Annotated in this window: 13 protein-coding genes, 1 rRNA gene and 1 pseudogene; 1 reads left to right on the top strand and 14 read right to left on the bottom strand. The window is 74.2% G+C overall.

Annotated features, from left to right (window positions below):
• Positions 1–54: 54 nt before the first annotated feature.
• The 11 genes from ACIBO1_RS30570 to ACIBO1_RS30520 form a co-directional block, all read right to left on the bottom strand.
• On the bottom strand, positions 55–2364 hold the full coding sequence (locus ACIBO1_RS30570; RefSeq protein ID WP_396752520.1) for a hypothetical protein: 2310 nt from the start codon (positions 2362–2364) through the stop codon (positions 55–57).
• The gene (locus ACIBO1_RS30565; RefSeq protein WP_396752518.1) at positions 2364–3527 is read right to left on the bottom strand and encodes a glycosyltransferase family 4 protein; all 1164 of its coding nucleotides are present in this window, start codon (positions 3525–3527) and stop codon (positions 2364–2366) included. The genes ACIBO1_RS30570 and ACIBO1_RS30565 overlap by 1 nt, the downstream gene beginning before the upstream one ends.
• Positions 3528–3635: 108 nt before the next feature.
• On the bottom strand, positions 3636–5288 hold the full coding sequence (gene murJ / locus ACIBO1_RS30560; RefSeq protein WP_396752568.1) for a murein biosynthesis integral membrane protein MurJ: 1653 nt from the start codon (positions 5286–5288) through the stop codon (positions 3636–3638).
• Position 5289: 1 nt separating this feature from the next.
• Entirely contained in the window at positions 5290–6156 is an 867-nt protein-coding gene (locus ACIBO1_RS30555; RefSeq protein ID WP_396752566.1) for a hypothetical protein, read from the bottom strand.
• 90 nt (positions 6157–6246) lie between these two features.
• Positions 6247–7188 (bottom strand): copper transporter, encoded by a 942-nt coding sequence (locus ACIBO1_RS30550; protein WP_396752516.1) that lies wholly within the window; start codon positions 7186–7188, stop codon positions 6247–6249.
• 27 nt (positions 7189–7215) lie between these two features.
• The gene (steA, locus tag ACIBO1_RS30545; protein WP_131054654.1) at positions 7216–8394 is read right to left on the bottom strand and encodes a putative cytokinetic ring protein SteA; all 1179 of its coding nucleotides are present in this window, start codon (positions 8392–8394) and stop codon (positions 7216–7218) included.
• A 119-nt stretch (positions 8395–8513) separates the two neighbouring features.
• The gene (gene recN / locus ACIBO1_RS30540; RefSeq protein WP_350700386.1) at positions 8514–10271 is read right to left on the bottom strand and encodes a DNA repair protein RecN; all 1758 of its coding nucleotides are present in this window, start codon (positions 10269–10271) and stop codon (positions 8514–8516) included.
• A gap of 57 nt (positions 10272–10328) precedes the next feature.
• Positions 10329–11213, bottom strand: a complete 885-nt coding sequence (locus tag ACIBO1_RS30535) for an NAD kinase (protein ID WP_350700385.1) — start codon at positions 11211–11213, stop codon at positions 10329–10331.
• 82 nt (positions 11214–11295) lie between these two features.
• The gene (locus tag ACIBO1_RS30530; RefSeq protein WP_396752514.1) at positions 11296–12156 is read right to left on the bottom strand and encodes a TlyA family RNA methyltransferase; all 861 of its coding nucleotides are present in this window, start codon (positions 12154–12156) and stop codon (positions 11296–11298) included.
• Positions 12157–12171: 15 nt separating this feature from the next.
• Complete coding sequence (locus ACIBO1_RS30525) at positions 12172–12396, bottom strand: hypothetical protein (protein ID WP_396752512.1); 225 nt, start codon at positions 12394–12396, stop codon at positions 12172–12174.
• A gap of 103 nt (positions 12397–12499) precedes the next feature.
• Complete coding sequence (locus tag ACIBO1_RS30520) at positions 12500–13138, bottom strand: hypothetical protein (RefSeq protein WP_396752510.1); 639 nt, start codon at positions 13136–13138, stop codon at positions 12500–12502.
• A 113-nt stretch (positions 13139–13251) separates the two neighbouring features.
• On the opposite strand from ACIBO1_RS30520, the gene ACIBO1_RS30515 reads away from it, so the two are divergent.
• The gene (locus ACIBO1_RS30515; protein WP_396752508.1) at positions 13252–13590 is read left to right on the top strand and encodes an SCP2 sterol-binding domain-containing protein; all 339 of its coding nucleotides are present in this window, start codon (positions 13252–13254) and stop codon (positions 13588–13590) included.
• Positions 13591–13633: 43 nt separating this feature from the next.
• Here ACIBO1_RS30515 and ACIBO1_RS30510 read toward each other — a convergent pair whose 3' ends face one another.
• The 3 genes and pseudogenes from ACIBO1_RS30510 to rrf all read right to left on the bottom strand — a co-directional run.
• Entirely contained in the window at positions 13634–14653 is a 1020-nt protein-coding gene (locus tag ACIBO1_RS30510) for an HAD-IIA family hydrolase (protein ID WP_396752506.1), read from the bottom strand.
• Positions 14654–14883: 230 nt separating this feature from the next.
• Positions 14884–15744: pseudogene (locus ACIBO1_RS30505) on the bottom strand (tetratricopeptide repeat protein); the annotation flags it as partial.
• A gap of 1851 nt (positions 15745–17595) precedes the next feature.
• Positions 17596–17689 (bottom strand): 5S ribosomal RNA (gene rrf / locus ACIBO1_RS30500); the annotation flags it as partial.

Below are 17689 nucleotides of genomic sequence, written 5' to 3'. Positions count from 1 at the left end.
GTAACACCTCGCCTGAGGCACTCCCGGGCCGCACCCGAGGTACGGCCCCCGGGGTCACCCGGTCGCGACCTCGGTCGACGACCGTACCGCCCGGCCACGCCCGCGTTCACCCTCGGTACCGGCCCCGGCGGTGTCCTCGGCGGGAGCACGCGTGGCGCCCGCATCGCCCGAGGCCGCCGCATCGCCCGGGGTGACCGCGTCGCCTGCGGTGCCCACGTCGCCCACGCGGTCGTCGGACCGGATGACGTCGGACGGCCGGTCGGTGGCCGGCCGCGTACGGTCCGCCGCGTGGTCGAGCACCCGCAACGCGGACAGCGCCGCCATGGGCACCACCACGGCCGCCGCGGCCCCGGCCACGTCCAGCGCCGCCGCGCTCAGCACCCCGCCGATGCCGACCGCCACGCCGGTGCCCGCCATCGCCGCCCGGATCGCTGGATAGATGCCGAACAGGCGCATCAGCCCGCCCCACGGCTGGAGCAGCGCGAACCAGACCAGCAACGCGCCGGCCAGTGCCAGCACGGTCAGCGGGCTGTTCAGCAGGGTGTCGATGTTCGAGGCGCTGGACCGCTGGACGGTCAGCCCGCCGGTGCCGTCGCCGAGCGCCGCGAGGAACCGGCCCAGGCTGCCGCGATCGGCCGGTGGACGGCCCAGGTCCACCACCGCGAACCCGACCATCACCGCCAGCCCGGCCATCGTCGCCCAGGCCAACCGGGTCAGCGTCAGCCAGCCGCCCGCGCTGATCGCCGCCGCGACGCTCACCCCGGCGGTCAACGCGATCGCACCGATCGAGTCGGCACCCAGGTACGCGCTGCCGACCACCACCACGGCGGCGCCGCCCACCACCACCATCACCATCGGGCGCCACGCCCGGCGTACCTGCTGGGCGAGCCAGCCACCGGTCAGCAGCGCGCCGGCCACGAACACCCCGAGTCCCACGGTGCCCAGCCCGGCGTACCGGCCGCCCTCCAGCGCGGAGTACCCGATCACGCCGTTGAGCTGGAGCCGGGCCCCGGTGACCACGTCCAGGCCGACGGCCAGCGTGGTGAGCCCGGCCACCGCGCCGAGCGGCCCCAACGTGGTGCCGTACCCCGGCGTCAGCCGCACCAACAACGTCGCCGCCGCCAGCAGCACCACGGCCAGCCCGGCGAACGAGGCCGCCGGGTACACGTTGCGCCACCACGGCACCGCCTCGGCGAGCAGCGCCGCTGGGATGGCCAACGCCGCCGCCACCAGCAACAGCTCCACCACCGCCACCACCCGCCGGGACACCGGCTTCGGCCCGTACGGCCCGGCGTGCCGACGGGCCCGACGCAGCAGCGGCAACACCGCCAGGGCGAGCGCCACCTGCACGGCGGCCAGCACCGTGAAGAACCCACCCGCCACCTGCCGCTGCGCGGCGGCCTCCCGGTCCGCGTCGGAGGGCTCGGCGATCGCCGCCGCCAGATCGGCCGGACGGCCACCGACCGACTCGGCGGGCCGACCGAGGAACGGCCGGTCCGGCATCGGTCGGCCCAGGGCCGCCAGCGCGGTCGGCGCCAGGTCGATCAGTTGCAGGTAGCCCTGCCGGCCGGTGCTGGGCGAGGTCAGCCAGCCCTCCTCCCAGCCGGGACCGTCGGCGACGGCCACGTGCAGCCGGGAGGGCCGCTCGGTGTCGGAGACCCCGGCCACGATCACCAGGGACCGCGGCGGCCGGCCGGCCAGCACCCGGGCCAACTGCGCGTCGGCCGCACGGGCCGCCGCCGACCGGGACGCCTCGTCCTCGCCTTCGACGGTGCCGAGGTCGACGATGCTGAGCACGCAGGAACCGAGCAACTCGGCCGGATCCTCCGGCAGCGTCGGCGCGTACCGGTCGACCCGGCCGAACGGCCGCGCGGCGGCCACCGCCGCACCCGGGCCGACCGCCACCGAGCAGCGCACCGACTCCGACAGCGCGCCGGGCACCGTGCCCCACGGCAGCCGCTCCTGGTTACGCAGCACCACGCTCTCCTGCTGCGGCAGGTTCGCGCCGATGCCGTCGGGCTGGTCCACCGTCACGTCCACAGGCGGACACAGGCCGTCGGTCGGGCCCCCGCCCCAGGCGGCGAAGCCGCCCGCGCCGAGCGTCAGCCACCCGTCCACCGGGCAGGTGGGCCGGTACACCGACCGCACCGACAACGAACCGATCGAGCCGTCCTGCGCCATCCGCCACAGCGTCGGCGTGCGCTGCGCGTCCACGTCCTCCCACCGCAGCCCGGCCACCCCGACCAGCACCACGTAGTCGGCGCTCTGCCGGGGCGACGGGCTCTCCGGACGGGCCGCCAACACGGTCACGCCGAGCGCCACCACGACCAGGGTCAGCAGGATCGGTGCGATTCGGCGCAGCATCACCGGCGTCCCGTCGACGGCGTGTCGGCGTCGGGCGTCGCCGGCCCGGCCCGGCCCGGTCTCAGCTCGGCGTAGAGCGCGACCAACTGGGCCACGGTCTGCGCCTCGGTGGGCCACGTCTCGGCCCGCACGACGCCCTGACTGCCCAGCTCGGCCCGGCGCGGCGCATCGTCGAGCAGGTCACCGACCGCCGCGTCGACCGCGTCGACATCGCCCGGCGGCACCAGCACCGCAGCGTCCCCGACCAGATCCGGCAGGCCACCCACCGCGGTCGCCACCAGCGGCACGCCGGCCCGCAGCGCCTCCTGCGCGAACAGTTGACGGGCCTCCCAGTCGCTGGTCACCACCGCCAGGTCCGCCCCGGCCAGCAGGTCGCCCACGTCGGTGCGGTGCCCGAGCAACGTCACCGGCGCCCGCGCGGCACTGATCCGGGCGGCCAACGGCAGGTACGCCGGACCACTCCCGGCGATCACCACGACCGGCGGCGGAACCCGCTCCCGCCACCGGGCGGCGGCGTCCACCAGCACGTCGTACCGCTTCTGCGGGTGCAGCCGACCGACCGAGAGGATCAACGGCTGGTCGGCCGACACGCCGAACTCGGCCCGGACGGCGGCCCGACCCCGGCGCGGCGCGGGCAGCTCGGGAGCGGCCACCGGGGCGAGCCGGGCATCCCCAGCGCCGAGCCCGACGGCCCGGGCCACCAGGTCGGCGGAGGCACCGAGCGTCACCCGGGCCCCCCGGGCCACCATCTTCTCGGCCCACCGGGACAGACTGCCCCGCAGCCCACCGGCGAGCACCGCGTTGTGCCAGGTGACCACCAGCGGGGCGGCCGGGCGGGCGATCACCGCGACCAACCCGGCGCGCAGCCCGTGCGCGTGCACCACGGCGACCTGCTCGCCGGCCAGCGCCCGACGCAACGCGGTGATCGCGCGGACGTCACCCGGCGTCGGGCTGGCCGGGATCTCCACCGGCGCGAACCGGGCCCCGGCCCCGACGAAGTCGAACTGGTCCTGGGTCGCCGCCGGCCCGCAGACCAGCACCGACTCACCGGCCGCCGTCAGCCCACGGGCCACGGCCCGGACATGCTGCCCGACCCCACCGGTGCTGGAGGCGAGCACCAGCACCACCGTGCCCCACCGGGCATCCGCACCCCTCGCGCTCACCGGTTACGCCCTCCGTTCGCGACTGCGGGGCTCGCAAGCTCACTCCTCGCGCTCACCGGACCAGCCTTCCGTTCGCGACTGCGGGGCTCGCAAGCTCACTCCTCGCGCTCACCGGTCAAGCCCTCCGTTCGCGCCGCTTGCCTTTCCGTCCGCTCGCCCGCCCCTGCTCCGGGTCCGGCGGAGGCGTCGACGCAATCCGGTCAGCAGTGGCCGCAGGTCCCGCCGGTCGACCAACCAGACCACGCCGAGGAAGACGACGACGACCAGGACTCCGGACAGCATGCCCTGCACGAGTGCCGCCGACCGCGTCGGGGTCCCGCCCAGCCAGCCGAGCAGCACCAGCGCCGCGAGGGCCGCCGTCACACCCGCCGACACCCCGGCGGCACCGGCGCGTACGGTGCCGGCCAGCGCCGCCGGACCGGCCGCGCGCCGCACGGCCACCAGCAGCAGCCCACCCAGCAGCAACATGCCGGCCGAGTTGGCCAGGGCGACGGCGAGCACCCGGTCGGCCGTCGGGAGCAGTGCCGCCAACGGCAGCGTACCGAGCGTGACCGCCAGCCAACCGGCACTGATGGCGACGGTGGCCTCCCGGGTCGCGCCGCGTGCGTACAGGGCCCGGGACAGGACCGCGAACAGCCCGTACCCGAGCAGTCCCGGCGCGAACCCGGCCACCGCCGTGGCGGTGGCCGAGGCGTCCAACGGGAAGAACCGGCCGATCGGACCGGCCACCCCGACCAGCGCCGCCGCGCCGAGGCAACTGGAGAGCAGCACCGCACGCACCGTCCCGGACAGGGTGTCGCGGTAACCGTCCTCGTCGCCGCCGGCCGCCGTCTCGGCCAACGTCGGGTACGCGGCCGTGGCCAGCGGCACCGCCAACACCGCCCAGGGCAGCAGGTAGAACGTCTGCGCCAGGTTGAACACCTGCGGAGCCTCGGTCCGGCCGCCGGAGATCTGATAGAGGATCACCAGCGTGGCCACCTGCTGGGCGGTGACGGTGACCACGCCGGCGGTGACCAGACCACCCACCCGCGCCCGCGCGTCGGCCGGGAAGCCGTACCCGGGACGCAGCCGCAGGCGCAGCCGCCGCAACGGGATCAGCAGCGACAGCGACAGCACCACCACACCGAGCGTGGTGCCGCCGGACAGGATCAGCTCGGCGGCCCGGCCCGCCTGCGCCACGCTCGCCCCGGTACCGGCCACGGCGGCGAAGACGAGGTACGCCACGATCACCGTCAGGCTGGACAGCAGCGGCGCGATCACCGGCCAGGCGAAGCGGCGGTGCGCCTGGAGCACGCCGGTGAGCACGATGCCGATGCCGTACAGCGGCACCTGCGGCGCGAAGACCCGCAACATCCGGGCCCCGGCCGCCAACTCCTCCGGGCTGCGGCTGTGGAACACCGACACGATCTGCTCGGCGCCCAGGGCCACCAGCACCGCCAACGGCACCAGCAGCGTCACCGTCCAGGTGAGCAACGCGCTCGTGGTCGCCGCCACGGCCCGCCGGTCCCCCGCCGCGACCGCACCGGCGAGCAGCGGTACGACCAGGCTGGCCAGCGCCCCACCAGCCACGATCTCGAAGATGATGTTGGGGACGGTGTTCGCGATCACGTACATCGCGCCCAGGTCGCTGTCCTGCACCACCCAGGTGAAGACGGCGGTACGGCCGAACCCGGCCAGCCGACTGACCACGGTGAGTACGGCGATCAGCGCGGCTGCCCCGGCCACCCGGCCGGCGCCGGCGAGGGGTGCCGGTCTGGTCACGTCAGTCGTCGCGACGGCCCAGCGCGTCGAGTTCACGCAGGCCCGGGGTACGCGCGATGACGGCGGTGAAGCTGACCTTCTCGCTGGCCGCCGTCAGTCCGGCCAGCACCGCCAGGATCCCGGCCCGGCCGATTGGGCCGGTGCGGGCGGCCAGCGCCACGCCGAGCACGGCGCCGAGGGCGTTCGCGCCACTGTCGCCGACCATCACGTCCTCGTCGAGGTCGGCGGGGAGCAGTCCGGCGGCGGCACCCACCGCACCGGCGGCGATCCCACCGGTCGCGCCACTGACCAGCGGCGTGCCGAGCAGCAGGCCCGACTTCAGTGCCCGCCCGGGGCGCAGGTCGAGCAGGTTGAGCAGGTTGGCGGTGCCGGCCACCACACCGGCGCCGAGCAGCACGTCCACGGTCCGGCCCAGCCCACCCTGGCGACGCCGGCCACGGTGCCCGGCCACCCGGGGGTCGGCGGCGAGCAGCGCGGCGGCGCCCAGACCGGCCGCACCCACCCCGACGACCTTGACCAGGCCGGCGCTGACCCGCCCCTGCCGCAGGGCGGCGAGGTGTCCCGCGAAACCCTTGTCCGCCTTCTGCTCGGGCCGGGCACCGACCACGTCGTCGTAGAGCCCGACGGCACCGGCCCCGAGCCCGGCCACCAGCGCCGCCGCGCCCGCCGGCACGCTGGGCGCACCGCAGGCCGCCGCGCCGGAGGCACCCGCCGCGAGGGCCGGCCCGGCCGTCAGCGTCACCGTACGGCCGCGGAAGTTGGTCCGCGCCAGGGTCGGCCCCGCCGGGGAGGTACGGATCTCACGCAGCGCGTACCGGGTGGCAGCCACACCGACCCCCGCCGCCAACAGTCGACCGAGCACGCCCACGCCCCAGCTCACCTCGCTCGTTCACGCCGTCTGCGCCGCCGGTCGGCGGGCGGACATCGTCGAATCGGACACCCGGGGTGTTCCGTCGACTCACTGGGGCAGTTTAGGCAGCAGCCCGTCGACGTTGTCGCCCACGCCGTACTGGCCGGCCTTGCGCTCGGTGAGCTGCTGCACGACGGCCAGCGAGGTGACCAGCTGTCCCTGGACGGTGTTGGCGTTGTCGACGGTGGAGATGGTCTGCGCCAGCACCGCGTCGCCCCGGACGAAGGAGACCAGGTTGCCGCCGGTGAAGCCGTTGCCGGCGACCACGATGCCGCCGGTGCGGTCGAACTGCTCGGCGATCTTCACCACCGACTCGTCCTTCTTGGCGGAGTCCTTGTCCACGTACGGCTGGCCGCTGACCACCACGACCGCCTCGGCGGAGTTGGTGATCCGGTCGGCGGCGGTCAGGTAGTTCGCGTTGCCGTACGCGGTCACCACCGCCCGCCGGTCGGCCTCGGTGACCGGCTCGGCGCCGGCCGGCTGGTCCAGCAGCACGGTGGCCAGCAGGGCGCTGGAGGTCTCCACGCCGTGCCCGTTGCCGGGCAGTCCACTGGTCGGCGCGCTGGTGGGCCGGGCCGCGGTGACCGCCAGCTCCAGCAGGTTGTTGTTGTTCTCCGGGTTGATGAACTTGTCCTGCAGGTCGATCCGCCCGATGACATCGGCGTTCGCCAGCTCCAGCATGTTCACCACGCCCTCGGTGTGGTCCCGGCCGGTGGGCAGGCTGAGCACCAGCACCCGCTTGCCGGTCAGCTTGCCCGGCAGCATCACCTGGGCCATCTCGGCCGCGAACTCCTCCTCCAGCTCCAGCTCCCGCTGCATGTTCTGGACCGTCTGGCGCATCTGCTGGTTGTCCTTGCGCAGCGAGTTGACGGTCTCCTTGAGCGAATCCGCGACCGGGCCGTTGAGGGCGGCTGTGCCGACGACCAGGCCGATCGCCAACGCGAGGAAGACCGCGGTCAGGGACACCACGTGGTACCGGAAGTTGATCACGCTTACAGCCTCTTGATCGGTCGGGAGCTAGAAGAGCTGGCCGAGCTGGAACACAAAATTGTCCCACCATTCGGAGACCACGCCCAAATACGCCTTGCCGACGGTGGACACCGCCACCGCCGAGGCCATCGCCGCCACCGCCGACAGCACCAGCAGCAACAGCGAGGAACCCGAGATGCTCTGCCGGTAGAGCCGGCTCACACCCTTGGCGTCGACCAGCTTGCCACCGACCTTGAGCCGGGTGAGGAACGTCGACGCCATGCCGCCGCGCCCCTTGTCCAGGAACTCGACCAGGGTGGCGTGGGTGCCCACCGCGACGATCAGCGAGGCGCCCTTCTCGTCGGCCAGCAGCATGGCGAGGTCCTCGCTGGTGGCGGCGGCGGGGAAGGTCACCGCCGGCACTCCCAGGCCGTTGACCCGGGGCAGACCGGGAGCCCGGCCGTCCGGGTACGCGTGCACGATCACCTCGGCGCCACAGCGCAGCACGTCGTCGGTGACCGAGTCCATGTCGCCGATGATCATGTCCGGCGTGTAGCCCGCCTCGACCAGCGCGTCCGCCCCGCCGTCGACGCCGATCAGCACCGGCTTGAACTCCCGGATGTACGGGCGCAGCACGTCCAGGTCGGCCTTGTAGTCGTAGCCCCGCACCACGATCAGGCAGTGCCGGCCCTGGATCTCGGTGGCGATGTCCGGTACGCCGACACCGTCGAGCAGCAGGTCACGTTCCTGCTTGAGGTAGTCCATGGTGTTGGCGGCGAACGCCTCCAACTGCACCGACAGGCCCTCCCGGGCGTCGCTCATCGCCTTGGCCACGCTCTCGGCGTCCTGCAGGCTGCCGTGCGCCAGCGGCTCGTCGCCGAGATAGACGGTGTTGCCCTCGATCCGCACGGTGTCGCCCTCGCGGATCCGTTCGAAGACGCCCTCACCGAGATCGTCCAGGAGCGGGATGCCCGCCGCGACGAGCACCTCGGGACCGAGGTTGGGATAGCGGCCGGAGACCGACGGCTTGGCGTTGAGGACCGCGCCGACGCCCACGGCGACCAGCGAGTCGGCGGCGACCCGGTCCAGATCGACATGGTCGATCACCGCGATGTCACCGGGGCGGAGCCGACCGACCAGGCGTTTCGTCCGGCGATCGAGGCGAGCGGTGCCGAGGATTCGTCCCGGTTCCGCGTTCCGGGTCCGGCGCAACGTGGGTAGACGCATCGTGACCATCCTGGCATGTGAGGCAGGCGAATCTGTCGCGACATGCCTGAGCAGGGCCGCCTACCCAGGGAAGCACAGATGGGCGAAGGCCGGTGTGCCTCCGCTCACAATGACGGTCGTCACGACCGCCGTTCTCTGGCCGCGACGGCCAACAACTCCTCCGCGTGGGCGATACCCAGATCCGAGTCCGGCAAACCCGCCAGCATCCGGGCCAGCTCCCGGGCCCGCTCGGTGTCCTCCACCACGCGCACCCCGCTGGTGGTCACCGCGCCGCCGGTGTCCTTCGCCACCACCAGATGCCGGTCGGCGAACGCGGCCACCTGCGGCAGGTGCGTCACCACCAGCACCTGGTGGCTGCGGGCCAGCCGGGCCAGCCGACGCCCGATCTCCACCGCCGCCTGACCGCCGACCCCCGCGTCGACCTCGTCGAAGACCAGCGTGGGCGGGCCACCCGAGCCGGCGAAGACGACCTCGATGGCGAGCATCACCCGGGACAGCTCACCGCCGGACGCGCCCCGCTGCAACGGCAACGACGGCGCACCGGGATGGGCCAGCAGCCGCAGCTCGACCTCGTCACCGCCGTCCGGCCCGACACCGACCTCCACCCCGTTGACCGGCAACGTGGGCTCGGCCCGTCCGGCCGGTCGGGGCAGCACCGCCACCTCGACGCGGGCGTGCGGCATGGCCAGCCCGGCCAGCTCGACGGTCACCTGCTCGGCGAAGCGCACCGCCGCCTCCTGGCGGGACGCCGACAACCGGCCGGCCAACTCGGCCACCTCACCGGCCAGCCGGGACGCCTCCCGATCCAGTTCCTCGAGGACCTCGTCGGAGATGTCCAGGTCGGACAGTCGGGTCCGGGCCCGCTCCGCCCAGGCGATCACCCCGTCGACGTCGTCGGCGTACTTGCGGGTCAGCGCCCGCAGCGCGGCCCGGCGCTCATAGATGCTCTGCAACCGGGCCGGGTCGGCGTCCAGCCCGGTGAGGTACGTCGACAACTCCACCGACACGTCGGCGACCAGGGTCGCCGCCTCCTCCAACCGGGCCGCCAACTCACCCAGGGCCGGATCGGTGCCGGCCTGCGCCTCCAACGTCCGCCGGGCGGTGCCGAGCAAGGCCGAGGCGTCCGTGGTGTCGTCGGTGGCCTCCAACCCGCCGGCCACGCACTGGTGGGCCACCTGCGCCGCGGTCCGCAACCCCTCGGCGTGCTCCAGCCGCTGCGCCTCGGTCTTGAGCTCGTCGTCCTCACCGGCCTGCGGGTCGACCCGGGTGATCTCGTCGAGCCCCAGGCGCAGCAGATCCGCCTCCTGGTGGCGTTCCCGCGCGTTGCGCCGCCGGTCCGCCAGGTCGTCGACCACCCGACGCCACTGCGTGTACGCCTCGCGCGTGGCCTCCAGCAGCTTCTCGTGCTCCGGCCCGGCGAAGCGGTCCAACGCGGCCCGCTGCTCGGCGGGACGCAGCAGGCGCAACTGGTCGGACTGGCCGTGCACGGCCACCACCTGCTCGCCCACCTCGCCGAGCGTCGACACCGGCATGCTCCGCCCGCCCAGGTGCGCCCGGGAGCGACCCTCCACGGTGACCGTACGGCTCAGCAGCATCGCGCCGTCGTCGTCGGGCTCGCCACCGGCGTCGGTGATCCGGGCGTGCACCGATTCGGCGACCCGACCGGTGAGACGCAGGCGCCCCTCGACGACGGCTCGACCGGGCTGGGCACGCACCCGCCCGGCGTCGGCCCGGCCCCCGAAGAGCAGGCCCAGGCCGGTGACCACCATCGTCTTGCCGGCACCGGTCTCGCCGGTGATGACGTTCATGCCACCGGCAAGCGGCAGCGTGGTGTCCTCGATGACGCCCAGTCCGGTGATGCGTAGCTCCTCCAGCACAGCACCCGACAGTAGACGCGTGGCCCGACACTTGACCAGCCGGCGCGGCGACCCGGGTCAGCGGCGATTGCCCCGCCAACCGTGCACCGGCAGGTCGAACTTGGCCACCAGGCGGTCGGTGAACGACCGGTCCCGCAGCCGTACGATCCGCACCGGCAGGGCACCGCGACGCACCGTGACCCGGGCGCCCGGCGGCAGGTCGTAGACCCGCCGCCCGTCGCAGCAGAGCACCGCCAGCGTGGTGAACGGGTCCACGGTGATCGAGAAGGTGGAGGTGGGCGCGGTCACCAACGGGCGGCTGAACAGGGCGTGCGCGCTGATCGGCACCAGCAGCAGCGCCTCCACCTCGGGCCAGACCACCGGCCCGCCGCCGGAGAAGGCGTACGCCGTCGAGCCGGTCGGCGTGGCGCAGACCACCCCGTCGCACCCGTACCGGGACAGTGGCCGACCGTCCACGTCGACCAGCAGCTCCAGCATCTGGGCCCGCTCGCCCTTCTCGACGCTGATCTCGTTGAGCGCCCACGACTCGATCGTCGGCCCACCGTCGAACTCGGCGGTGACGTCCAGGGTCAACCGTTCGTCGACGCTGTAGTTGCGGCCCACCACGTCGCGTACCGCGAGGTCCAGGTCGTCGATCTCCGCCTCCGCCAGGAAACCGACCTTGCCCAGGTTGATGCCGAGCAGCGGCACCTTCGCCGGCCGGGCCAGTTCGGCGGCGCGCAGGAACGTGCCGTCCCCACCGAGTGCGAAGACGATCTCGGCGCCCTCGGCCGCCTCCGGCCCGGTCACCGGCACCGCGCCCGGCAGGTCGAGGTCTTCGGCCTCCTCGGCCACCACCCGCACCTCGAAACCGGCGGCGATCAGGTCGGCGGCGACCGTACGCGCGTGTTCCGTGCTGCGCCGGCGACCCGTGTGGGTCACCAACAGTGCGGTACGGGTCACCGGAAGTCCCGCCCACCGTGGGTCGGCCGTCGCGTCGACCCACCCGGCGGACGCACCCCCGCCGTGGCGGAGTTGCCCTCGTTCACCCGGCCACCTCCTTCGTCACCTCGTCACGCGCGTCACCGGCGGCGGCCGGCGCACCGGGCCCGGCCGCCACCACGGCCCGTACCCGTTCCGGATCGGCCGGTGGCGCGTCCCGGCGTAACCATACGAAGAACTCGACGTTGCCGCTCGGCCCGGGCAGCGGGCTGGCCGCCAACTCCGCCAGCCCCAGTCCCAGCGTCGCGGCGGACGCGGCGACGTCGAGCACCGCCTCGGCGCGCAGCGCCGGGTCCCGCACCACACCACCGGCGCCCACCCGCTCCCGGCCGACCTCGAACTGCGGCTTGACCATCAGGGCCAGGTCGCCGTCGGCGGCCGTGCAGGCGGTCAGCGCCGGCAGCACCAACCGCAGCGAGATGAACGACAGGTCGGCCACGGTCAGGTCGACCTGCCCACCGATCGCCTCGGCGGTCAGCGTCCGGACGTTCGTCCGTTCCAGGACCCGGACCCGCTCGTCGGTCCGCAACGACCAGGCGAGCTGGCCGTAGCCGACGTCGACCGCGACCACCTCGGCCGCCCCCGCCCGCAACAGCACGTCGGTGAAGCCGCCGGTGGACGCCCCGGCGTCCAGGCACCGCCGGCCGGTCACGGTCAGCCCGCCGGCGGTGAACGCGGCGAGCGCGCCGGCCAGTTTGTGTCCGCCCCGGGACACGTACTCGGAGGCGGGATCGGCGCCGGTGACCAGAAGCGGGTCGGCGGGGTCGACCATCGCGGCGGCCTTGCGGGCCACCACCCCGCGAAGCTGTACCCGACCGGCCTCCACCAGATCGGCGGCCTGCTCCCGCGAGCGGGCCAGACCACGGCGGACGAGTTCGGCGTCCAACCGGTTACGACGTGCCATGGGTGGACGGCCTCCTCAGGCCTGGTCGATGGTGGCGAGCGTTTCCCGCAACGTCTGGTACGCGGCCTCGTACTGGGCGATCTGGTCGGCCGGGGCGAGGTTCGCGGCGTTCGCCATCGCCTGCACGACGGCGTCCACCGCCGGGTGTCCCACGGCGTCGGCGCCGTCACCGGACCACGACTGCGGCGGCGGACCCGGACGGGGCCCCGGCCGCGGCCCGGGCCGCGGCGAGACGCTCACCGCCGCGCTCCGGCCCGCGTCGCGCGGGTCACCGCAGCCGACCAGACGTCTCGCCGCCCTTCGGCCGCCTGAGGCGGCCCGGGGCGACGCGAGCGAACCCCGGTCACGGCGCGGTGTCCGGACGAGGGCGGGTGGCCTTCGCCGGTCGGGCCGGCGCGTCGCCGTCGGCGGGACGCGCCACCGAGCCCGGCGTCTTCTTCGCCACCGCCTTCTTCGCGACCTTCGCCACCGCCTTCTTCGCCACCGGCTCGTCCTCCGGGAACGGCAGCGCACCGGCCTTCTTCGCCACGGCCTTCTTGGCGACCGCCTTCTTCGCCGCAGCCGGTCCGGCCGCCGCGCCGGTCGGTGGGGCCGCCGCCGCGGTCTCGGCGGCCTCGGCCGCCACGTCGGCGGGCGTGCCGGCCTCCGGGCCGCCGGAGACCGGGGAGCGTACGGCGGTGTCGGCCATCGCGCGAAGCCGACGTTCCAGCTCGCGTACCCGCCGCTCCAGCTCCTCCACCTCGTCGGCGGTGGCCAGCCCCACCGCGCCGAGCGCGCGTTCGACCTCGAACCGCACCAGCTTGGTCAGCGCCTCCCGATTCTCCGCGCCGGTCGAGCGCAACTCCTCGGCCAGCGTCTGGAGCTGCGCGGCGGTCGCACCGGTCGAGCCGGCCAACCGGCGTACCGCGTCCTGCGCCTTCTTCCGGGGCGCCTCCGTCAGGCCCATGGCCAGTTCGAGGTAGGCGCGCCACGCGTCCTGCATGCCTGAGTCCTTTCACCCGCGGTTCCGGCAGGTGTCACGCTACCGGGCCGCGGTCGGCGTCCCGTGCGGTACGGTGCCCGGAGTACGACGTGGTGTGAGACGAGGAGGCGACGGTGGCCACCGTGGACGAGTGTCGGCAGGCGTTGCAGGATCTGGCCGCGCGGCTGGACCGCAACGCGGAGACCGTCCGCGAGCACGTCGACCTGGACCGCACCCTGGCCTGCCGGATCAGCGACCTGGAGACCGCCTTCCACGGTCGGCTCACCGGTGGACGGCTGATCGGGCTGACCGACGGCGACGACCCCAAGGCGAAGATCGCCATGACCACCACCAGCGACGACCTGATCGCCCTGGTACACGGCGACCTCGACGTGACCCGCGCGGTGGCCAGCCGACGCGTCTCGATCAAGGCCAACCCGTTCGACCTGATGAAACTGCGCAAGCTGCTCTGACGAGGCCGCACGCGCCGCGCCGGGATGTGGTGCGGTACGTCGCTCAGCCGGTCAGGCCGAGTGCCTCCAGCGCCGTCGCCGCCTCCGGCGAACCCGCGCGCGGCACACCCTCCGGCCGACGCTCCCACGCCACAGCGCAGAGCGCCGCGAGCGCGTCCAGCGGTCGACCCGCGCCCGTCAGCTCCCAGTCGTCCGGCCCGGTCGTGACGCGCCAACCACCGTGCTCCGCACCGGCCGCCGGTACCCGCACCATCGCGGTCGGCTCGAAGAGCCCCGCCAGGTCCCAGGCCACCGCCGTGGGTCGGCGGTCCGGCGGTGCGGCGAGCAACTCGGGTACGTCGCTGACGCCGGTGAGCACCAGCAGGCTGTCCAGTCCCGCCCGGTTGGCGCCCTCGATGTCGGTGTCCAGCCGGTCACCGACCACCAGGGAGCGGCCCTCGCCCGCCCGCCGCGCGGCGGTGGCGAACAACTCCGGCGACGGTTTGCCCACCACCTCGTCGGGCTGTCGGTTCAACGCGGTCGCCAGCGCGGCGACCAACGAACCGTTGCCCGGCAGCGGTCCCCGTCCACTGGGCAGCGTCCGGTCGGTGTTGGTGGCGATCCACGCGGCCCCGCCACGTACCGCCACCGCCGCCTCGGCCAGGTCGGTCCAGCCGACCTGCGGGCCGTACCCCTGGATCACCGCGACCGGCGCGTCGTCGGCACCGGAGACCGGGGTCAGACCCACCTCGCGGATCTCCGCCCGCAGCGCCTCGGCACCCACCACCAGCACCGGCGCACCGGCCGGCAACCGCTCCCCCAACAGCTGGGCGGCGGCGGCCGCGCTGGTCAGCACCTCCTCCGGCCGGGCCGGTACGCCCATCCCGGTGAGCAGGTCGGCCACGTCGGCCGGTCGGCGCGACGCGTTGTTCGTCGCGTACGCCACCGCCCGGCCCTCGCCGTGCAGCCGGGCGACCGCCTCAACCGCGCCGGGGATCGGCCGGTCGATCAGATAGATCACCCCGTCCAGGTCGAAGACGACCAGGGTGTACCCGTCGACCAGCCGCTCCCCGTCACCACTCATCGCCGCTCGGTCTCCTCGGACCGCTCGCCGTCCGTCACAGACGACTCACCGACACCGCTCGCCGCCGAAGCACCGGACGCCTCCACGACGTCCGCGTCGACGACCTCGTCACCGCGCGACTTCGCCTCGACGGCCGCGACCCGGTCGTCCCCGACCTCGTCGTCCGCCGTCCGGTCCGTCCCGACCCGGTCCGCCACGGTCTCGTCCCCCACCGCCTGGTCGGCGACTCGATCCGCCGGCCCCTCGGCCGAGGTCTCGTCCCCGGTCAGGGCGTCGGCGGCACCAGAGGAGTCCCCGGCGCCGACGCCACCGGTGATCTCGGCACCGTCGTCGTCCGCGTCCTCGTCCTCGATCGCGTAGTCCTCGGCACGATCGCCGCTGACCTCGCCCTCGGCCGCCTCGACCTCTTCGGGGCTCTCGTCCTCGGTCAGCTCGCTGTCCGGCCGGGCCGGTACCGCACCCGGAGCACCGGGACCGGCGACCAGTTCCTCGGTGGCCTCGTCCTCGTCGTCGCCCTCGATGACCACGCCGTCGAGTTCGAGCAGCCGCTCCGCCGCGTCGGTCTCCGCCTCGGCGTCGACCTCGGCCGCACGGGAGAACCACTCCCGGGCCTCGGCCCGACGGTCCACCGCCAGCAGCGCGTCCGCGTACGCGTACCGCAGCCGGGCCGTCCACGGCTGGGCCGTGTCGGTGGTGAGTTCGGGCACCTGGAGCATGGCCACTGCCGCGTCCCGCTGCCCGAGGTCGCCTCGCGCACCGGCGGCCACGATCAGCAGCTCGATGGCGACAGCGGCCTCCAGCTTCTCCTGCTCGGCACCACGGAACAGGTCGATGGCCCGTTCGGGCCGGCCCAGCGCCCGCTCACAGTCCGCGAGGACCGCGAGGTGACTCTGCACACCACTCATCCGGTGGTACGTCCGCAGTTCCGCGATCGCCGTCTGCCATTCGCCCGAGTGGTACGCGGCCAGACCGACCGCCTCGCGAACAGCCGCGATCCGGGACGCCAGCCGACGGGCGGCCATCGCGTGGGCCAGCGCCTCCGCGGGGTCCTCGTCGATCAGTTGCCCGGTCGCCACGAGGTGCCGGGCCACGGTGTCCGCGACCCCCTTCGACAGCGACAGCAGCTCGGCGCGTACGTCCTTGTCCAGGTCGGTCGCGACGATCTCGTCCGGCAGCACCGGCGCCGGCGTACGCCCCTCGGACTGGTCGGACCCGTCACGCCGATCCCGGTCGTCACGGAAGCCACGGTCCCGGCGCTCGTCGCCGCGCTCGTCCGCCCCACGGCGGAACCCGCCGTCGCGGCGCTCGCCGTCCCGGAAGCCCGAGCCGCCTTCACGGCGGTCGTTGCCCCGGAAACCACCTTCGCGGCGGTCACCGGAGCGGAAACCACCCTCACGACGCTCGCCCTGGAAGCCACCTTCGCGACGGTCGCCGCCCCGGAAGCCGCCCTCACGACGCTCACCGCCACGGGAACCACCTTCCGAGCGGTCACCGCTCCGGAAGCCGCCCTCGCGACGGTCACCGTCCCGGCGGTCCGGCCGGAAGCCACCCTCGCGGCGATCGTTGCCACGGAAACCGCCCTCACGACGGTCACCGTCGCGTGCGCCGCTCTCCCGGCGTGCACCGCCGCCGAAGCCGCCCTCGGTACGCCGATAGCCACCGCCGTCGCCCTGACGGCGGTCGTCGCCACCCCGGCGAGAGCCCTCGTCCCGTCGATCCGCCCGGTACCCGCCCTCACGACGGTCACCGGAGCCGTAGTCACGTGCCGGACCGCGCGAGGCGCCGTCCCGGTCCCGCGAACCGCTGTCCCGGAAGCCACCCTCGCGACGCTCACCACGGAACCCGCCCTCACGGCGGTCACCGTCGCGACGGTCGCTGCGGAAACCACCCCGGTCCTCGGAACCCCGGCTGAAAGCGCCCTCGCGACGCTCACCGTCGCGGCGCTCGCCCCGGAATCCGCTGTCCCGGCGGTCACCACGGAACCCGCCCTCACGGCTGTCGCCGTCCCGGCGGTCGCTGCGGAAACCACCCTCACGACGGTCACCGCCCCGGAAACCGCCCTCGCGACGCTCGCCGTCACGGAAGCCACCCTCACGACGGTCACCACCGTCACGACGCTCCGGCCGGAAACCGCCCTCGCGACGGTCGTTGCCGCGGAAGCCGCCTTCACGACGGTCACCGCCACGGAAGCCACCCTCACGACGGTCACCGCCACCGTCACGACGGTCGCCGCGGAAGCCGCTGTCCCGGATGTCGCCGTCCCGGCGGTCGCTGCGGAAGCCACCCTCACGACGGTCACCACCGTCACGACGGTCCGGCCGGAAGCCGCCCTCGCGACGGTCACCGCCACGGAACCCGCCTTCACGACGGTCCCCCCGGTAGCCGCCGGAGCTACGGTCGCTGTCGCGGAAGCCACCGGTGGGCCGATCACCTCGGGCGCCCGTGCCACGCTGGTCGTTGTCGCGGCGGTAGCCCGGCCGGTCGTCGCCCTGGCGACGCTCGCCGAACCCGCCCTCACGCCGCTCCCCACGGAAGCCGCCGGAGCCGCGTTCGCCACGGAAGCCGTCCCGGTCGCCACCGGAGCCACGCCGGTCGCCACCGAAACCGCCGCCGGTACCCCGGTCGCCGCCTCGGTAACCGCCCTCACGACGGTCGCCGTCCCGACGGAAGCCACCGGACCGGGAACGGTCAGCACCGTAACCGCCGGCGCCACGTCCACCGTCGCGGGAGTCACGCTCCCGACCGCGCTCGTCGCGGTGCGACGGACGGTCGCCACGGCGGTTGTCGCCGTCACGGTCGCCGGGCCGGCCCTCGTAGCCCCGGGGACGGTCTCCGCCCTGAGGTCCAGAACTCACTGGTACATCCTTCCTGAATACGTCGTTCCACGACGCAACGCAGTCGAGGGCCGTCCCGATTCCGGGAGGCCCTCGACTGTAACGTGTGTCCGGCGGTGTCCTACTCTCCCACACCCTCCCGGGTGCAGTACCATCGGCGCTGGAGGGCTTAGCTTCCGGGTTCGGAATGTGACCGGGCGTT

This window comes from Micromonospora sp. NPDC049903 (genome assembly GCF_044460945.1).
GTDB lineage: Bacteria > Actinomycetota > Actinomycetes > Mycobacteriales > Micromonosporaceae > Micromonospora.
The sequence above is the reverse complement of the archived record's forward strand: the minus strand, read 5'-3'. Positions and strand labels throughout refer to the sequence as shown.